Genomic DNA, 16,780 nt, shown 5'->3' on the forward strand with positions numbered 1-16,780 from the left:
AAGGGATTGATTGCATCTGGAGGCATGAACTCTAATGAATTTCAATGGTTAGAGCAATAGACAGTAATGCAGCAAGTGTCCAAATAAATATCGTATTTTTATGTTTTCACTTACAAGATTTCATATTGCGGATAAAAAACTTGTTCAATTAGCTCAAATTTTGTTTATTAGCTCTATATGTAGTGTTTTCTTTCTAAAATACAACCAAGAAAGTCTACCGACTAATTATCTCGTTGTATTAAATAGGATTATTAAAAATATGACTCATGTCTCTTTTTTGTTTTGTTGTCTTTCGACATGGTCACTTCTTCGCTAACCCCTTCCCATTCAAATACGGAAGGATGTGCGGACGTGATTCGCCAGCCAGTTTACTGGTGACTTCTTGTGACCAAGTACTCTGTTTTTGATTGCTCGAACGGTTTGCATAGTAGTTTTGCATAGTTTGGTCATACGTCTGAATATCATCCAAGCTTAGGTCTTGATACTGATTTTCATGCACCACGACATGCTTAGGTAGGCGAGGTTTTACTTCAGGGGCTTGATCTGGATGACCAAGACACATACCAAATAAAATGGCGGTATTTTTAGGTAAACCTAATAATTCGTCTACTTTTGGGGCATTGTTTCGTAAACCACCAATATACACGCCTCCTAGTCCCATCGACTCCGCCGCAAGCAAGCAATTTTGTGCCATGATCCCCGAGTCTACAGCGCCTATTAGTGTTAACTCGGTAAAATCAGCTTGAATATCTGGGTTGATACTGGCATGGCGCTGGTAATCAATACAAAACACCAAAAACTCAGCCGCGCTTTCAACGTACCCTTGATTTCCGGCATATTGAGCTAATAGTGTACGTTTTTCTTTGTCGGTCACGCGGATAATTGAAACGACTTGCAACATGCTTGATGAGGACGCCGCAAGGCCGGCTTGAAGAATGGCATCTAATTGTTCGCTCTCAATCGGTTGTGAGGTGAATTTTCGAATTGAGCGGTGATTGAGAATTGTTTGAATCGTGCTGTTCATGGTGACTTAACATCCCCTGTTACGTGTAAAGGCTGAAGACTCACCTTAGCGACATTTGATGAGTCGGTAAACTATCTCAAAAGAAAAACAATGCTTGGCGCATAAGTGTGAAGGCGAATCGAGAATACACCACTCTTTCTGTTTGAGAGCGTATATACTGTTTTTAGAATCAATAATTTAAATGCAGTGGAAAATATGAAAGAACTCATTGTTCATACAGTTACGGTGTTTATGGGCTTCTTTGCCATCATGAACCCTATCGCCAATATCCCCATCTTTTTGAGTTTAACTGCTGATGAAGATAAAGAAACCATCCGTTCCATTGCGCTCCGCTCAGTCTTTATTGCATTTATTATCATCGCGATATTTTCTATTGCCGGTAAGTTAATTTTTGATTTGTTTGGTATCACGCTTTATGCATTGCGAATAACAGGCGGTATTTTGGTGTTTTTGATAGGTTTTAACATGCTTCAAGGTGATTCGACGCATCAGAAAACCAAAGAGAAGGCGTATTCACCAGCTCAGCAACGGGCGGCATTGAGTATTGCAGTGTCTCCATTGGCGATGCCAATATTAGCTGGGCCCGGAACGATTGCTACCGCGATGAACTTTGCGACAGCGGGTGGTTTCGATCAAACCATTATTACTATCGTTTCTTTCGCTGTCCTTTGTGTGATCACCTATGTACTGTTTTTGTTTGGAGACAAATTGGTCAAAGCGGTTGGACCAAGTGCTCTAAATGTTGTGACTAAAATGATGGGCTTAATTCTAGCGGTTATTGGTACTCAAATGTTTATTGATGGCGCGGGCGAAGCCTATAAAACGGTTTTCTCCTAGATTTCTCTTAGACCTTGCCACCTTGGTTAAGCCCGCAATTACATTTCTAACGGGTACGGATTTTTTGAACTTTAGTTTTCATTTTCTAAGAGAGAAATAAATAGACTTCACCTATTTCAATAATAAGAATATTCAATTGTTGTGATTGCACGAATTTCATTACTCTTTTGGCAAGGAGAATGGGGGAAATATGGCAACAAAAGCAATTGTAGTAGAAGGTGGCGCGATGCGAGGCGTCTTCGCAAGCGGAGTGTTAGATGCGTTTTTAGAGCAGAGTTATAAACCGTTTGATTTTGCAATCGGTGTATCTGCTGGTGCATCAAATTTGATTGGGTATTTGACCGACTACCCGCATCGCAGTATTAACGTCATTACTAAGCTGGCCACAAGCAAACGCTTTTTTGACCCGACTCGCTTCGTTAAAGGTGGGGACCTCATCGATGTGAAGTGGTTGTTTGAAGAATCTAATCGCTTGTATCCCGTCGATGAAAATAAACTGTTTAATGGCGTTCCTTTTCTCGCAGCGACAACAAATGTAGATACAGGGCAGGCAGATTACTATCGCGTGACACGTGATAATTTTCACCATGCGATTGAAGCGACAACAGCATTACCGATTGCCTACAAGCATACCCCTTGTTTTTCTGGTGGTTGTTATACCGATGGTGGGGTCGCTGATTCTATCCCAGTGCGTGAAGCTTATCGTCGAGGGGCTCGCGACATAACCGTAGTACTCTCTCACCCGCTGAATTATGCCAAAAAGCCAGTTAAGACCACATGGCTGATGAAGAAACTGTTTGCGGAGCACCCCAAAATGGCGGATGCGATGTTAAGACGTGCAGATAACTATAATCAATCATTAGAGTTTATTCGTAACCCTCCACCAGGAACACATGTTAGGGTAATTGCCCCACCAGATAATTTTCATGTTCAGCGCTTATCAATGCGACAATCCGTTTTACTAGAAGGGTATGAAATGGGACTGATTGAGGGGCGAGCGCATCTCACTAGTTTATCTGGTGTTCATGGTTTAGACCGGGAAAATTGTCATTTTTGCGTTTGATTATAAAAGAGCCTCATAGTGAGACTCTTTTGCATAACGTTCAAAGGGTGATTTAGTTGACTTTATCCCAAGCCATCTCCCAGTGTGAACCTATTCCAGGCTCGTAATGGTTTGCGCTTTCTTTCCACTGCATACAGTAACCAGAGTATGGGAAAGGTTTACATTGATAAATGCCCCCGTCGCTGGCAAGCACTTTTGTGCCCGCCGTGTAGCTAGATAGTCCTTCAGGGAAGACAAAATCGTACTCATCAGATGGTGGTGGAGTAACTGACTCTTCTTTTAAGTGAAAGTCGAGTGTTTGCTGATCCACCAAGTTGCCATCTTTATCCTTAATACGTGTTACGAGTATATGGTGACCCGGCTCCGATTTACTTAAAGCGAGCGATATCGCCTCTACCGAGCCGTCTTTCATTTCGTTTGCCCAACTTGTAAGTGGTTCGCGATGGTGATTGTAAACGGTGAGTTCTGCATTTAAATCGCCTTCAGCAGTTAGTGTCAGATCCAACGTTGTCGGTGTTGACTCAATGATATACTCGTCTGCTAAGCCATCTACTGTGAGTGAGTATTCTGGAACAGGAGTTTCAATGTTATAGCCGATCTCTACTCGCTCAAGGCCGCTATTTGCTTGCAGATACACCGGATTAGTACCATAAACAGGAGTGAATTTATCCTCTGCATACTGCCCGGCTTGCAGTTTTGCTTGTTCTTGGTTTAGCTTAGTCGCGAGTGCGTAAGACCAGTTTTTCGCTTGGCCCATTGCTGCATCGGTAATTTCTAGTTCAGTTCTATACGCCACGTTTTCACCTGCTTGATCAAATACGCGTGTATAAACCGAATCCCCAATATTTAAATCCATTGTAGGAATAATTTGACCGCCTTGCTTCCAATCTGGAGTAACGGGACTGCCACCATCAAATTTCACATCGATCACGTTATAAAATGAGGCTGCAGTGTCGCCAACATCCCATACTGCCAGGATGACATGGTATCCCTCGCGAGTAGGCACATTACATTGATGGCTTACCTGTTTCGGGGGTTGAACCATATTGCCGTCGACGACACAGAAAGGAGTTAGATCAAAAGAGTCTCGTGATAGTGAAGCGTTTGGGTTCCAATCAGGCTTGGTGATGTAATATTTCCAGTCGCGCGTCACGTGGTTAGCGGTAAATGTCCATTCAAAAGTTTGTGTACCTGCTTGAATAGGGCGTTTTACCCAACGGTCGGCAGTTTGCTCATCAAGGGCAGCTGCTAAAGCGGTTTCGGCACTCGCTATTTTACCATCGCGAGGCCCTGTTTCGGGAAAGCCATCAGGGCCTTCAACGCTTTGCGGTTCATATTGAATCGCACCGCAGTTATTATTTTTTTCGTTAGTATCTGGCGTTGGATACTTACATAGTGCCGAGCGACTTGCAGCGACACCACCATTGGTTTCTGATACATAACCGTGAGCCGCAGCACCTGAGCTAATGCTTGCAAGTGCTAACGCGAGTACGGATTTGGTTGGAAATGATTTCATCACATGTCCTCTGTTATGGCTGACAAACTAATGTCACACCCCGGCGCATGCTGAGCATAAAGCAACTCTACAGAAATTGGACTTCTGTAACACTGCGTCATGGTAACCCCGCTATCATGAGCATTCTTTTAGATTTTTAAATGCTGACAGACCGGAAGCTTTGCGTCCCACCCTTTCGAATGGTTTGCCGAAATGTGATTGAGCAGCCAAAATTTAGCTTAAGAATTTACATGTGGAAAAGTAAACGTCACTGACATGGAATCCTGTTCTCAAATTGAAAGATAACGATATCTTAACCTCGTCAATATTGTGCAGTGTTGTCTTGCAAGGTATTGGTTTTAATTTTGTTTTTATCTTTTTTTATAGTCATCGTGAATGAGTGGGGGTTTGTTGGGGATAAGTGGAGAGGAATCGTGCTAAGGGTGGAAGAAGTTCTGTCTAAAGGGCGGAGTGTACCGCCCTTTGAATGGTGTTATTTCGGCATGATGACAGTATCAATCACGTGAATGACACCGTTTGTAGCTTTCACATCGGTTGCAATGACATTTGCATCGTTAACCATGACTTTATCGCCCATGGTTTTAATCATCACATCTTGCCCCTGAACCGTAGTCGCTTTGTCTAGCTTAACAACATCGGCAGCCATCACTTTCCCTGGGACGACGTGATAAGTCAAAACAGATACTAACTTGTCTTTGTTTTCCGGCATTAAGAGCATGTCGACTGTGCCGTCTGGCAGTTTTGCAAAAGCGTCATCCGTTGGTGCAAAAACAGTAAATGGGCCTTCCCCTTTGAGAGTGTCAACCAAGCCCGCTGCTTTTACCGCAGCAACAAGCGTATTGAAAGAGCCGTTTTCAGCGGCAACGTCGACAATATCGGCTTTCATCATGCCATGCTCATGAGCCTTGACGGGAAGCATAAAAGATAACGTCGCCATCAGTGTCGCCGCGATAACTAAGATACGTTTGAACATAATGTGTTCCTTACTAGTTGAGGGTACAACGGGTTCCCTGGAGTGTGTTTGCATTTGTACGCATTGTGATTGAGAGATGATCATCGCGTCCTACTTTCTTTTGAGGGTCTAACATGTCGCGCAAGAATTCGTCTGCCTTCTTGTTTCACATCGGCTCGTTTCCGCCACGTCCATAAGCGCTCTCTTGCTGCCTTAGCTGCGTTGTCTGGTGTGATAATAGGTGCAAGGTAACGGCTATCTGGCTGCAACTGATACATGACAGCTTCCATCTGGGTCATTGTCCAAGGCTCGAATAAAAGAGGGGGAGGAACCATTTGCAATTCAGGTACCCACTTGTAGATGAACGTGCCGTCAGGATCATGTTCTTGGGCTTGCTTGATCGGATTATAAATACGGATTGTGTTAGTCCCGGTTACTCCTGCTTGCATTTGGAATTGTGGGTAATGAATTCCGGGCTCAAAGTCGAGAAACAGTTGCGCTAAATGCGTTACACCTACTCGCCAATTCATGTTCATGTGGTGAGTAAGAAAGCTAACCAGCATGGCACGCATGCGAAAGTTAATGTAACCAGTGTGGTGCAAACAGCGCATGCAGGCATCAATCAAAGGTACGCCAGTATGCCCGGATTTCCATGCTGCTAACTTTTCTTCATCGAAAGTACTACTTTGTTTAATCAATGGTTCGTAAGCCCGATTAACGCAGTAAAACTCCATGTCGTATTCCGATTCGAATTTTTGGATGAAGTGACAGTGCCAATGAAGCCGTGAAGACAATGCAATTAAGCTGCGACGAAACCCAGCGACTTGCCAGTGTTTCAAAAGGTATTGATAAACTTCACGCAAGGATATGTTACCCCAAGCGAGATATGGAGAAAGTCGAGTACAGGCTGTGCGTGAGGCTGTGGGACTAGAAATGCTTCGATAGTAATCACGACCTCGACGATGGAAAAAGTCCTCTAGTGTTTTCCAAGCGAGCCGGCTTCCTCCCGTTTGCATTCCTTTGCATTTTGATAGCCAGGATGATGGTGGCGAAAACGAACAGCCGAGAGCTTCTGCATCCAATGAATGCAATAAGTCGGTTTGGAGCTCAATAGGGCTTATTGAGGCTCTCATGACAGAGTCCCAATGTTTGTCCCAACCTTGCCGGTTTATTGCACCTCTGATTACAGCACCGTGTTCGAATTCAAACCAGTCGATGTTCTGCTCATACAGCCAAGCGGCAACTTGTCGGTCTCGTTCAAAGGTGCAGTTGAGTCCTATTTCTTGGTGAGAAAAAACAGCGTTGATTTGATATTGCGCTTGAATTGATTGGAAACATGCTAAGGCATCGTCAAACAGCACCGTGATTCGATGCCCATACGCTTTGAGCGTTTCATCCATGTCTTGCAGTGATTGCCAAACAAATCGCCAGTGGCGCTCAGAATAGTGTGGGTTGTTCAATAGCAATGGTTCAACAATATACAAAAGCACAGTTGGGTGCTTTGTTGATAATGCTTGAGTTAGTGGTTGATGGTCAGTCAGCCTTAAATCTCGCTTTAACCACACGACATTGATTGTTTGCATCGGAATCCTCTTTGTTTCCGATGTTGTACGCAAGTAAACCGAAGAAATCTCATCTAATGATCGGTTTTATTCTACAAAACGTAGAGGTAACTTTCAGGGAGGTGACACATGGCAATACCATTGAGTAAGTTACAAAAATACTTCTATGTAGACAAATTGGTCATTCATTCGCTTGATCTCGCATTGTACCAGGCATCTGTCGTGATTGATGGAGAAGCGCAATTTATCACTGATGACAACGGTATCTTTTTGAGGGCTCATTCCCTGATCGAGATGCAAAAGAAGTGCAGGAATATCAAAGCAAATAAGCAGGTTTTAGTGCATCAAAGTGCTTATGATGAAATGGTGGGGCTACCCGAAGGCAAAAGAGACAATCAACTAGAGGTATTGGTGAGGGATACAAAATTGTATTGAAAGAGTATTGGTGCGTAGTAAAAGCGAGCCACCTTACGGCAGCTAGCTAAATATAAGGAGAGTTGGGCTTAGTCTTGTTTACGCTGCGCTTCTTTTTGCGCGTACTTAGCGGCACGTCGGGCTTCTCTTTGCTTGGCACTTTCACCACCAACATGCTGCTCGCCTCGCTGCTCTGCAAGAACAACTTGTTTTTCACGCTCGCGGAATCGAGCAATTTGTTCTTCTGAGTGTGTGCCGTGACATTTTGGACAGCTCACGCCTTGCTCGAACAATTCTGACTGTTTGTCTTCTTCAGTGATCGGTAGACGACAAGCGTTACATAAATCGTAATCTGCTTTTTCTAGCTGGTGGTTCACGGCAACACGACCGTCAAATACGTAACAATCGCCTTCCCACATGCTCTCTTCTTGAGGAACTTCTTCAAGATATTTAAGAATGCCGCCTTCTAGGTGGTAGACCTCATCAAAGCCCTGTTCTTTCATGTAAGCCGTTGATTTTTCGCAGCGGATACCACCGGTACAGAACATCGCAACTTTCTTGTGTTTTGCCGGGTCCATGTTTTCTTTTACATAGTCTGGGAATTCACGAAAGGTTTCAGTATTTGGGTTTACAGCGCCTTTGAATGTCCCGATCTCGATTTCGTAATCATTACGTGTATCGACAACAAACACTTCAGGATCAGCAATAAGATCGTTCCACTCTTGAGGTTTCACGTAAGTACCCACTACGTGGCGAGGGTCTATACCTTCAACACCTAATGTTACGATCTCTTTTTTCAGTTTCACTTTGGTGCGATTGAATGGCTGGGTCTCAGAATACGACTCTTTGTATACGGTGCCAGTCAAACGAGGTTCGTTGTTTAGCCACTCCAGTAGCGTATCAATACCTGCACGATCAGATGCAACAGTACCGTTGATACCTTCACTTGCCAGTAGTAATGTTCCGCGAATATGGTGTTTTTCCATTAACGCAAGTAATGGCTCGCGTAGCTCTTGATAGTTATTCAGCTCAACAAACTTGTACAGCGCACAAACTACATACTGACTCATGAGGTTTCCTTTAAAAATACAGGTGGTCAACGACCTTAAAATTTTAGCGGCACGAAGTATACCTGACTAAACCAGTCGGAAATACGGACAAATTATACGGATATTATGAGTAGGCGGGGCCTGGCGGTCTTTGATAGGGGGAGCATGTCCGCAGGTGAAGCCGCTATGTGTTCAAATTATAATCATTAATTATAGTGGGTTAGGTAGGTTGGAGCCGATACTTTTGGTTTAAATTTATGCTGTTTTGGGCCCTTCAAAAAAGTTAGGCGCAAGAAGCACCAAGTAATCACCGGAGTCATTGACAAGGAAAGGACATGTCGCAGTTTTATACATGAGGTGGTGAGGGATAAAGGTTTAGGGACAAAGAGTGAATGACTGATCGCCATTGTTCATAAACCGCTATAAAACGCCTTTTCACCACATACTGAAAAGGCGTTTTTCTAACGTCTGCCGTGCTTATTTCAACGTAGCTGCGGTCTGTTTTCCCATGGCAATGAGCCTGTCGAGAATACGTTCACCGTCGGCACGTAAGCCGTTGTGCTCGTACTCATTGGTGATCCACGCTTTTGAGTTTGGTATTAACGCGAGCGTCTCTCGGCTGATATCCATTTCAACAAACATATCATCGGCGTAAACGGCGCAACTGACAGGCACTTTGTTCTGAGCCAGTTGTGTTTGATCGTACAGCGCAGTCCAATCTTTTTTCGCTGCCAATATTTCTGCGGCGTCTTTTAGTGGTTTGAGGTTAACGTATTGGTCGAACATCCATGGGAAGACCATTTCCCCCGTAAAGTAAAATGGCTTGCCAGATTCATAATTAAACTCTGATCGGGTTTGGCGAACGCGGTGCGCACTCCAATTCGACGCGAAGCTTTGGCAGTAAATCGATTCATGCAAAATGGCGTAGATCGGGTTGGTTTGGAAGTTTTGCTGCGCCAACATATCGTTTAAGAACTCATAACGAAGTTGTGGTTTGCCGTTCACTTCAATCAACGCGCTTTCTAGCCAATAGTAAGTTGGTAAGAAAGTATCACTCACACCAAAGTTGATGCCGATTTGTTGAAATTGCTCCACTGTGAAGCGTTGACCATTTGGTAGGTACTCTTCATTTTCCAGCAAGTGATTCGCAATGTTTTGGCAAAGTTGTTGCGCACTTGGAAATTGTTGGAAGAACGCTTGGTTTTTCTCCATGGTGCGTTTGAAAGTGGCTTCATACACATCGTCGGCATGACGTGAGACTGATGGCACGCCACCTGTGATGTAGCTTTGTAGCAAGCTGTCTGGGAACAAAGACAAATAGGTGAGGGAGCAAAACCCACCAAAGCTTTGACCTAAGATCGCCCATTTTTCGACGCCAAATTGCTCACGAATGTATTCCGCGTCGCGCACGATGTTATCCGCTCGGAAGTGGCTCAAGTAGTCTGCTTGTTGCTCTGGCGTGAGGTGAGCAAGCGTCTGGTGATTAATTACGCTGCTGTTGCCCGTACCGCGCTGGTCGAGAAGCAAAACTCGGTACTCTTGCAGGGCGCGTTTTACCCAGCCATTATTGCCGTTTTGACGTGGAGAGGGAAAGCCAGGCCCGCCCTGAAAGTAAACCAACCAAGGTTTGGTCGATTCTTCATCGCCAACTAGGCAAACCGAACGGGCGAAGACTCTAATGGTGCCTTTGCTTGCGTCTTGGTAATCCAGAGGAACGGTAAAACTGTGGGGAGTGTAATGCAATCCTGCGTCGATAAATGATTGAGCGTTCATTGTTATCTTTATTTCCTTATTGAGGGGTAGCGCTACTTTACTGCGAATGGCGCGAAGAACCAACGCTATTTCCCAATTGCCTCTTCAGTTCTATACCTTGGTCAAATCAATGTAAGTTCAAGAAAATGAAACGATTAGCGACTGGTGCAACTGGTTGAGTGAGCTATGCTCAATAGAGTTGCGACAAAGTAAGAGCATGGAGGAAGTCGGATGAAAGTGTCACTGGCTCGATGGACAATTGTGACTTGTTTAATAAGCGTACCTACTTTTGCCGTTGTTACGCCCAACCCACCTCAGTTACAGGCAAAAGGCTACGTATTAATGGACTTTCAATCCGGTGCCATTATTGCCGAGTATAACGGGCGAGCAGGCCTTGCTCCGGCGAGTTTAACCAAGTTGATGACCGCTTATGTAGTTGGACAAGAAATCAAAGCGGGGCGTTTGAAATGGGATGATGTTGTCACCGTGAGCGAAAACGCGTGGTCGGCCAAGTTTCCCGGTTCTTCTAAAATGTTCATCAAACCGAAAGATGAAATTAGTGTTGCGAACTTAATGCGCGGCGTGATCATCCAATCAGGAAATGACGCGTGCGTTGCACTGGCTGAGCATGTTGCAGGCAGTGAACGCGGCTTTGTTGCCTTGATGAATGGTTGGGCGGAGAAATTAGGACTGCAAGACACCTATTTTGTGAACTCCCATGGTCTTGATAGTGATGGCATCCAAACCTCACCAACCGATATGGCAAGACTCATGCAGTCGATCATCAGCGATGTTCCTGATGTGTACGCGCTATACAGTGAGAAAGTCTTCAAGTGGAACGACATTACGCAGTACAACCGCAATAAGTTGTTGTGGGACAATTCCATTGATGTCGACGGGGGAAAAACCGGCTACACCAGCAATGCCGGATACAGCTTGGTGAGCTCGGCCAAAGAAGGAAGAATGCGCCTTATCTCGGTGGTGATGGGTACGCCAAGTAAACAGGCTCGGATCAGCCAATCGAAGAATCTACTCAGCTATGGTTTTCGCTTTTATGACACCAAGCAAGTTGCTAAACAGGGGGAAGTTGAGTCTAAAGTTCGCGTTTGGAAGGGAAATGCTAATCAAGTTGAGGCGATCTTTGCTAAAGATGCCTATCTCACTCTGCCTCGTTCAATGACGGCTGGGCTTGATAAGAGTGTGGTGTTAAATGAACCGTTGATTGCGCCGATCGCGCAAGGAGATGAGATTGGTAAGGTCGTTTGGAAAAGCGATGACAGTACCGTGGCGAGTTATCCCTTGGTCAGCAGCCAAGCGGTAGAAGAGGGCTCGTGGTTCGCTCAGCTTTGGGACAGTCTGGTGCTGTGGGTGAAATCGTTCTTTAACTAGAATAAAAACGAGCAGAAGTGTCTTTCTGCATTTTTTTGTTGATGGCCGCCCAGCTAAACGCTGGGCGGTGTTTTATTTAACGGTTTATTCCGACAAGGTGATGATTGGTAAATCGTCCCAAATCTTACTTTCATCCGATGCGCCACCGGAGAAGTTCCAAGGGCCTTTGTCTTGTTCTAGCGGACGGTAAGTTGCCGAAAGGCCGTCTAAGTCCCAAGTCGTGACATAGAAGCGGATACCATCGAGCGAATCTGGGCGGCCCAGCGCGTCACTCGCAAAGTCCATCGAAATAGTGTTATTGGCTTTGTCTACTGTCACTGTTGGTGCTGGCGTGACCGCTTCTCCCCATGTCGTCGCATTTGCTCCTTTGGTGTTGTAAATCGAACTTTGCCAGCCAAAAACAACCGCATTACGACTCCAGGTTCCGCTTGGCATAGAAGCGTTGATCTTCGGTAGCTCAGACAAGTTAGTTGCGGCTTCTTCAGGTAAATCAATAAAGATGGTGAAACCTACGTGGTCGAAGCCGTTTGGTGGCAACCAAGTGTCGGTGATGTTGTCCATAGTGAAGGTCAAACGTACGTTACTGCCAACGGTAAATACCTCAGCTTTGTTGATTGCGAGTTGGCTATTGTTTTTATCGAATGTTGGATCCGTTGGTAGCGAATAGTTACCGTTAGGACCGCCCATGCCATCTTGCGCATCACCCGCGTCATCAATAGTGTCGTCTGGCGTGTTTGACCAGCTTAAGTCCGACACAAAGTTAACATCTTCAATGCCAGCTTTTTTCTCAGTAGAATAAATCGCGAAGCGGTGTTGTTGTTCGCCAATTGCAAAGTGACGAGTCGACAGCGTGACACTAAACTGACCATCAGCGCCTGCAGTAATGGCTTGCGCTGTTTCTAAGTTACCATCGACGACAAGGTTCAACTTCTCGTTGGCGTTCGCACTACCCGCGATAACAATATCACCAGTGATGGTTTTTCCTTCCCAATCCTGCGCCAGTTGTATGTTGAGGTCTGGGGTATCTACCGATTGGGTATCGTTAGTTTTTGAGTAAATCACGGCAGATTTGGCTGGTAGCTCAAGGGTTACGTAACCGTTTTCATCTGCGATTAACTGCTCTGGAGCGTCTACCCAGTTCGACATGATTTGTTGTTTGAAGACGGTGCCACCAACTTGTTCTACATCGAGTTGGTTCATCAACATTGGAGAGTTAGATGTGTTCATTACCACTAAGACTTCGTCGTTATCCAAAGTGCGGGTAAAGGCGAACACACCTGCACCAGCTTTATCGCTGCCAATGACTTTCATTTCGCCGCGTGTCATGACTTTGTTTTCGGTACGTAACTTAGCAAGCTCTTGGATGAACAAGTACATCTCGCTGTTTTGGTCGAATGAATCTACGTAGTCGCCGTCTTCACGGTAACCGCCAGCAAACATCGCATCGCGCGCTGCTGGCATCGCTTGCTCTGTACCTTGGTAAATCACAGGAATACCGGGTACGCTCATCATGGTGATCAGAGCTTGCTTCATATCGTTGACACTGCCTTGCGATAGAAAACGCGGCATATCGTGGTTATCAATGAAGTTCGGCATGATGTATGGATTTGGGAACATCTCCATCATTTTCTCAAGACGAAAGCGTAGGTAATCGGTCGGTTGTCCTGCTGCAAACACGCGAGTCATGGTTGCTTGCAATGGGAAGTTCAACACCGAGGTTAACTGCTCCGGCGAGCCGCTTTCGCCGATGTAAGTCAGCATCTTCTCTTCGCCTTCGGTGTGGTAAGGCGTAGATGTTTCGAAGACTTCACCAAAGGTCAGGAAGTTATCGCGACCAGTATCAACCGCTTGAGTCATCACACCATCGTCGGCATGCAGGAAGTCGTTCCAGAAATCGTGCTCAACAAACTTCACCGTATCGATACGGAAACCGTCAACGCCCACTTCGCGAATCCATTTACGGTAGCTCTCTTTTAGATAAGCGCGTACTTCAGGATCGGATGTATTCAGGTCATCCAGATCCGACAGTTGCCAGGTTTTTTCTTGTACTGGGTCGTTATGGTCGGTGATGCTTGGCGTCCAGTGGTAGCTGCCTGTGCCGTCTGTTTTACACTCATTCATGTTGAGTGGGTACGGCAGCTCTTGCCCGGCAGGTAGTGCATTTTTTATCAAACGGAAACCTTGGCAAGGAAGGCTAGGATCGTAATTGTATGGGGCATCGTAAGTGAAGAAGTTACCAACATGGTTGGTCACGATGTCTTGAATCAAGAACATGTTACGAGCGTGCACTTCTCGCGCTAACGCTTGGTAGCTTTCCATGTCACCAAAGTGCTCATCCACTTTTTGGAAGTCACGCGCCCAGTAGCCGTGGTAGCCGCCGTAGTTTTGCTCTGCATCCCACCATTGGTTAGCAACTGGCGGAGTAATCCAGATCGATGTGGCACCGAGATCTTCGATGTAGCTTAACTTATCACTCACACCAACGAGGTCGCCGCCGCTGAATTTTTTATCCGACGTCGGATCGAATTCGTTTTGCTCTTGATCATTGAGAGCGCTGTCGCCGTCGTTAAAACGGTCGATCATCAGGAAGTAAATGATTTGATCTTGCCAATCAGGAGATGCCACGTGGCTGCCTGTATCGACTGGTGTGGTTTCGTCGCTTCCACAGCCAGAAAGGGCAAGAGCGATCGCGAAAGGAAGTATTTTTATTTTATTCATTGGGTTAGGTAGAGTTTCAAACACAGTTTTTGCCTCCGTTATGCAGCAATGCAGAAACGATAAAGCAAAGGTTTGAAATTGAGAGTGTCATTTTACGCCAAAAAAGACGTGAAATGATGTCACGAAGTGATGGTTTTGATCTGACCGACAGTTTTAATTGAGCGGTTGCACAATAGGATATTGTATCGGGTAATGCTCTTTCGCGAGCTCGTTGTCGGATTCATCATAAAGGCGGAAACGGCACTGCTTTGCAGTTTGAGTGAGCGATAATTGCAGCACCCAACAAGCATAATGTAGCGAGTGTTTGGTTAAGCGCATTGCGTGAGGTGTGGGATCATCATCGACGTAACAGTCAATCCTCGCAACGTTTTCAAGTCGGCATGCCAGTTCGATAAAGAGCGTGTATTGCGCCCCAATATTAATAAGCTGCCGAGTCGGGACAATGTATTCCGTTGCACCAATTAAAAGCCCCTTAGAAACCACATAGTCACGCTGGTGGTTATTCTCAATGTAACGTTCCCCATCGACTTCATAACAAAGGCGAAAGGTAAGGGGGTGCGCTACCGGAAGTTCGGTCGTTGCCCAGAGTTCGATGCCATGACTTAAAAAGCGCTCGAAGAAGGCTGGGTAGCGACGCCATGCGCCATCACGGTCACGGCATTCTACCGAGACCACTTTTTCAAACGCAATATTGTCCACTTCCATCCAGATTTTGCCGACAGGTTGGTCGATGTGGTTATCGTCGAAGGTATTGGCTTTGGCGTAGTATAAGCGGATCGGTTGTTGATTTAGTTGAGTTCGGTTATCCAAACATTGTTGGCGATATTGCATGGGTGAAAACGGATACCAACGACGAAAAGTGCGGTGAAAGTTCGAAGGTTCTTCATAACCAAGTTGATAGGCGATTTGCTGCGTTGTGAGTTGGGTGTCGGCAAGCAAAGTGAGTGCTTGCTTTCTTTTAGCGAAATCAACGCATTGAGAGTAGCTCATTTGCTTCTCTTGCAGTCGACGTTGCAAGGTGCGTTTGGAGACGCCCAGTTGCCTTGCCGCTTGCTCTAACTTGAGCGCGTAATTGCTGTTTTTGATGAACAAGGCGTTCAAAACACTCAGCAATTCGGGTTGCTCAATTGGCTGGTGAGAAAGCAGCAAATAAACGTGTTTCACCAGTTCAAACACGCTTGAACTCGTTTTAGAATCTCGCGTTTCCCCTAGAAAAATATCGGCCGAGAATGGATTGCTGGCTTGAACTTGTACTTGTATTGATTCGCTTAGCTCAAGCATCTCCAACTGCATTCTGAGCAAGCCAAACACCGACTCCGCCCAATTTGGCATATCGCCCGTTCTGCATTCTACTTGCAGATGGATTTGGGCATCACCATGTTGAAATGTGACGTACAAACGGCGGTCGAATAATGAGACACTTTTACTCCACCAAAGCAGCCCTTCTTGGAGGTTAGGCGCTTCTTTCAACATCATACATTGCAAGGCCACCAACTTCTCAATGTGCCAATATTCGCCAGCAATTCGAAGGTGATTGTGACCGAGCTTTTTGCACAGAAAGGATGTAATAATGTTATCTTGAGGCAGCATGAGTTGAGTTTGGTTGCGAGCAAACATGCATTATTGCTGAAAAGATGAAGAAGTTCAGTGAGAACGCTCAAAGCCTTTCTTATCGTTTTATTTTCAAATTTATTTTGAAAATGTTTTTAATCGAAATCGGTTTTTCCCTTTATCTCATGAGGTTATGCTGTTACACAGCTTAAATTCATTAATTGGAGAACCTCATGGATATCGTACAAGCTGCAAAATCTCGTTACTCAACGAAAGTGTTTGACCCAACACGCAAGCTACCTCAAGAAAAAATCGACGCAGTTAAAGAGCTGATTCGTTTTAGTCCATCGAGTGTGAACTCCCAGCCTTGGCATTTCATTCTGGCAAGCACAGAAGAAGGCAAGCAGCGCATCGCTAAAGCGGCGCAAGAGAATTACGCGTTTAACGCGGCGAAGATTCTCAACGCTTCTCACGTATTGGTGTTTTGTGCAAAAACAGGCATTGATAACGACTACATTGAAGCGCTAATGGTGCAAGAAGAAAAAGATGGTCGATTCCCAACTGAAGAAGCGAAAGCGGCTGTGCGCGGTGGCCGTAGCTACTTTGTGAACATGCACCGTTTTGATTTGAAAGATGCAAACCATTGGATGGAGAAACAAGTTTACCTCAACGTGGGTACGTTGCTGTTGGGTGCTTCGACGCTAGAAATCGATGCAGTACCAATTGAAGGGTTTGATCCAAAAGTGCTGGATGAAGAATTTGGCTTGCGTGAAAAAGGTTATACCAGTGTTGTGATCGTGCCGCTTGGCTACCACGCGGAAGATGACTTCAACGCGAAAACGCCAAAGTCTCGCTGGGACGCAGAAACCGTATTCACCGAGATCTAATTCGAGCTTACTTACAGGTGACGTAGCACCCCGTAATCAATCTATAAATCGCAAAAGAGTGATAAA

At 45.4% G+C, this 16,780-nt stretch carries 13 protein-coding genes and 1 riboswitch; of the genes, 5 read left to right on the forward strand and 8 right to left on the reverse strand.

Annotation, left to right across the window (positions count from 1 at the left end; genetic code table 11):
• Nucleotides 1-301: 301 nt before the first annotated feature.
• Nucleotides 302-1,024: an oxygen-insensitive NADPH nitroreductase gene (gene nfsA / locus R7M72_RS05960; protein ID WP_017634446.1), complete on the reverse strand. Its 723-nt coding sequence runs from the start codon at nucleotides 1,022-1,024 to the stop codon at nucleotides 302-304.
• A 195-nt stretch (nucleotides 1,025-1,219) separates the two neighbouring features.
• On the opposite strand from nfsA, the gene R7M72_RS05965 reads away from it, so the two are divergent.
• Both R7M72_RS05965 and R7M72_RS05970 read left to right on the forward strand, forming a co-directional pair.
• On the forward strand, nucleotides 1,220-1,861 hold the full coding sequence (locus tag R7M72_RS05965; protein WP_005374889.1) for a MarC family protein: 642 nt from the start codon (nucleotides 1,220-1,222) through the stop codon (nucleotides 1,859-1,861).
• Nucleotides 1,862-2,051: 190 nt separating this feature from the next.
• Nucleotides 2,052-2,924 (forward strand): patatin family protein, encoded by an 873-nt coding sequence (locus R7M72_RS05970; protein ID WP_017634445.1) that lies wholly within the window; start codon nucleotides 2,052-2,054, stop codon nucleotides 2,922-2,924.
• 52 nt (nucleotides 2,925-2,976) lie between these two features.
• On the opposite strand, the gene gbpA is transcribed toward R7M72_RS05970, so the two are convergent.
• The 3 genes from gbpA to R7M72_RS05985 form a co-directional block, all read right to left on the reverse strand.
• Nucleotides 2,977-4,440, reverse strand: a complete 1,464-nt coding sequence (gene gbpA, locus R7M72_RS05975; RefSeq protein WP_318056105.1) for an N-acetylglucosamine-binding protein GbpA — start codon at nucleotides 4,438-4,440, stop codon at nucleotides 2,977-2,979.
• A 98-nt stretch (nucleotides 4,441-4,538) separates the two neighbouring features.
• Nucleotides 4,539-4,639: riboswitch (cyclic di-GMP riboswitch) on the reverse strand.
• 273 nt (nucleotides 4,640-4,912) lie between these two features.
• Nucleotides 4,913-5,413, reverse strand: a complete 501-nt coding sequence (locus R7M72_RS05980) for a fasciclin domain-containing protein (RefSeq protein WP_132936261.1) — start codon at nucleotides 5,411-5,413, stop codon at nucleotides 4,913-4,915.
• A gap of 80 nt (nucleotides 5,414-5,493) precedes the next feature.
• A complete protein-coding gene (locus R7M72_RS05985) occupies nucleotides 5,494-6,975 on the reverse strand; it encodes a cryptochrome/deoxyribodipyrimidine photo-lyase family protein (RefSeq protein WP_017820144.1) in 1,482 nt (493 codons plus the stop codon).
• A gap of 108 nt (nucleotides 6,976-7,083) precedes the next feature.
• Here R7M72_RS05985 and R7M72_RS05990 point away from each other — a divergent pair, with 108 nt between their 5' ends.
• Entirely contained in the window at nucleotides 7,084-7,389 is a 306-nt protein-coding gene (locus R7M72_RS05990) for a DUF6482 family protein (RefSeq protein WP_005374898.1), read from the forward strand.
• Nucleotides 7,390-7,457: 68 nt separating this feature from the next.
• On the opposite strand, the gene R7M72_RS05995 is transcribed toward R7M72_RS05990, so the two are convergent.
• Nucleotides 7,458-8,438, reverse strand: coding sequence for a rhodanese-related sulfurtransferase (locus tag R7M72_RS05995; RefSeq protein ID WP_005374899.1), 981 nt, complete (start codon nucleotides 8,436-8,438; stop codon nucleotides 7,458-7,460).
• A 456-nt stretch (nucleotides 8,439-8,894) separates the two neighbouring features.
• Nucleotides 8,895-10,190 carry an alpha/beta fold hydrolase gene (locus R7M72_RS06000; protein WP_053303894.1) on the reverse strand — a complete coding sequence of 432 codons (1,296 nt, stop codon included), beginning with the start codon at nucleotides 10,188-10,190 and terminating at the stop codon, nucleotides 8,895-8,897.
• A 210-nt stretch (nucleotides 10,191-10,400) separates the two neighbouring features.
• Between R7M72_RS06000 and R7M72_RS06005 the strand changes: the two genes are divergently transcribed.
• Nucleotides 10,401-11,558, forward strand: coding sequence for a D-alanyl-D-alanine carboxypeptidase family protein (locus tag R7M72_RS06005; RefSeq protein WP_104976414.1), 1,158 nt, complete (start codon nucleotides 10,401-10,403; stop codon nucleotides 11,556-11,558).
• Nucleotides 11,559-11,642: 84 nt separating this feature from the next.
• Here the strand turns inward: R7M72_RS06005 and R7M72_RS06010 are convergent, their stop codons facing one another.
• Together R7M72_RS06010 and R7M72_RS06015 are read right to left on the reverse strand one after the other, a co-directional pair.
• Nucleotides 11,643-14,300, reverse strand: coding sequence for an alpha-amylase family glycosyl hydrolase (locus R7M72_RS06010; protein ID WP_213904644.1), 2,658 nt, complete (start codon nucleotides 14,298-14,300; stop codon nucleotides 11,643-11,645).
• A gap of 129 nt (nucleotides 14,301-14,429) precedes the next feature.
• Complete coding sequence (locus R7M72_RS06015; protein WP_213904643.1) at nucleotides 14,430-15,893, reverse strand: helix-turn-helix transcriptional regulator; 1,464 nt, start codon at nucleotides 15,891-15,893, stop codon at nucleotides 14,430-14,432.
• A gap of 167 nt (nucleotides 15,894-16,060) precedes the next feature.
• Between R7M72_RS06015 and R7M72_RS06020 the strand changes: the two genes are divergently transcribed.
• Nucleotides 16,061-16,714, forward strand: coding sequence for an oxygen-insensitive NAD(P)H-dependent nitroreductase NfsB (locus tag R7M72_RS06020; protein WP_005374924.1), 654 nt, complete (start codon nucleotides 16,061-16,063; stop codon nucleotides 16,712-16,714).
• Nucleotides 16,715-16,780 lie beyond the last annotated feature (66 nt).

This window comes from Vibrio sp. YT-18, from assembly GCF_033337345.1.
GTDB classification, from domain to species: Bacteria; Pseudomonadota; Gammaproteobacteria; order Enterobacterales; family Vibrionaceae; genus Vibrio; species Vibrio alginolyticus.

Bases quoted from the DNA above. Each gene is read 5' to 3' on its own strand.
- nfsA (WP_017634446.1), bottom strand. From the start codon at position 1,024: ATGAACAGCACGATTCAAACAATTCTCAATCACCGCTCAATTCGAAAA.
- R7M72_RS05965 (WP_005374889.1), top strand. From the start codon at position 1,220: ATGAAAGAACTCATTGTTCATACAGTTACGGTGTTTATGGGCTTCTTT.
- R7M72_RS05970 (WP_017634445.1), top strand. From the start codon at position 2,052: ATGGCAACAAAAGCAATTGTAGTAGAAGGTGGCGCGATGCGAGGCGTC.
- gbpA (WP_318056105.1), bottom strand. From the start codon at position 4,440: ATGAAATCATTTCCAACCAAATCCGTACTCGCGTTAGCACTTGCAAGC.
- R7M72_RS05980 (WP_132936261.1), bottom strand. From the start codon at position 5,413: ATGTTCAAACGTATCTTAGTTATCGCGGCGACACTGATGGCGACGTTA.
- R7M72_RS05985 (WP_017820144.1), bottom strand. From the start codon at position 6,975: ATGCAAACAATCAATGTCGTGTGGTTAAAGCGAGATTTAAGGCTGACT.
- R7M72_RS05990 (WP_005374898.1), top strand. From the start codon at position 7,084: ATGGCAATACCATTGAGTAAGTTACAAAAATACTTCTATGTAGACAAA.
- R7M72_RS05995 (WP_005374899.1), bottom strand. From the start codon at position 8,438: ATGAGTCAGTATGTAGTTTGTGCGCTGTACAAGTTTGTTGAGCTGAAT.
- R7M72_RS06000 (WP_053303894.1), bottom strand. From the start codon at position 10,190: ATGAACGCTCAATCATTTATCGACGCAGGATTGCATTACACTCCCCAC.
- R7M72_RS06005 (WP_104976414.1), top strand. From the start codon at position 10,401: ATGAAAGTGTCACTGGCTCGATGGACAATTGTGACTTGTTTAATAAGC.
- R7M72_RS06015 (WP_213904643.1), bottom strand. From the start codon at position 15,893: ATGTTTGCTCGCAACCAAACTCAACTCATGCTGCCTCAAGATAACATT.
- R7M72_RS06020 (WP_005374924.1), top strand. From the start codon at position 16,061: ATGGATATCGTACAAGCTGCAAAATCTCGTTACTCAACGAAAGTGTTT.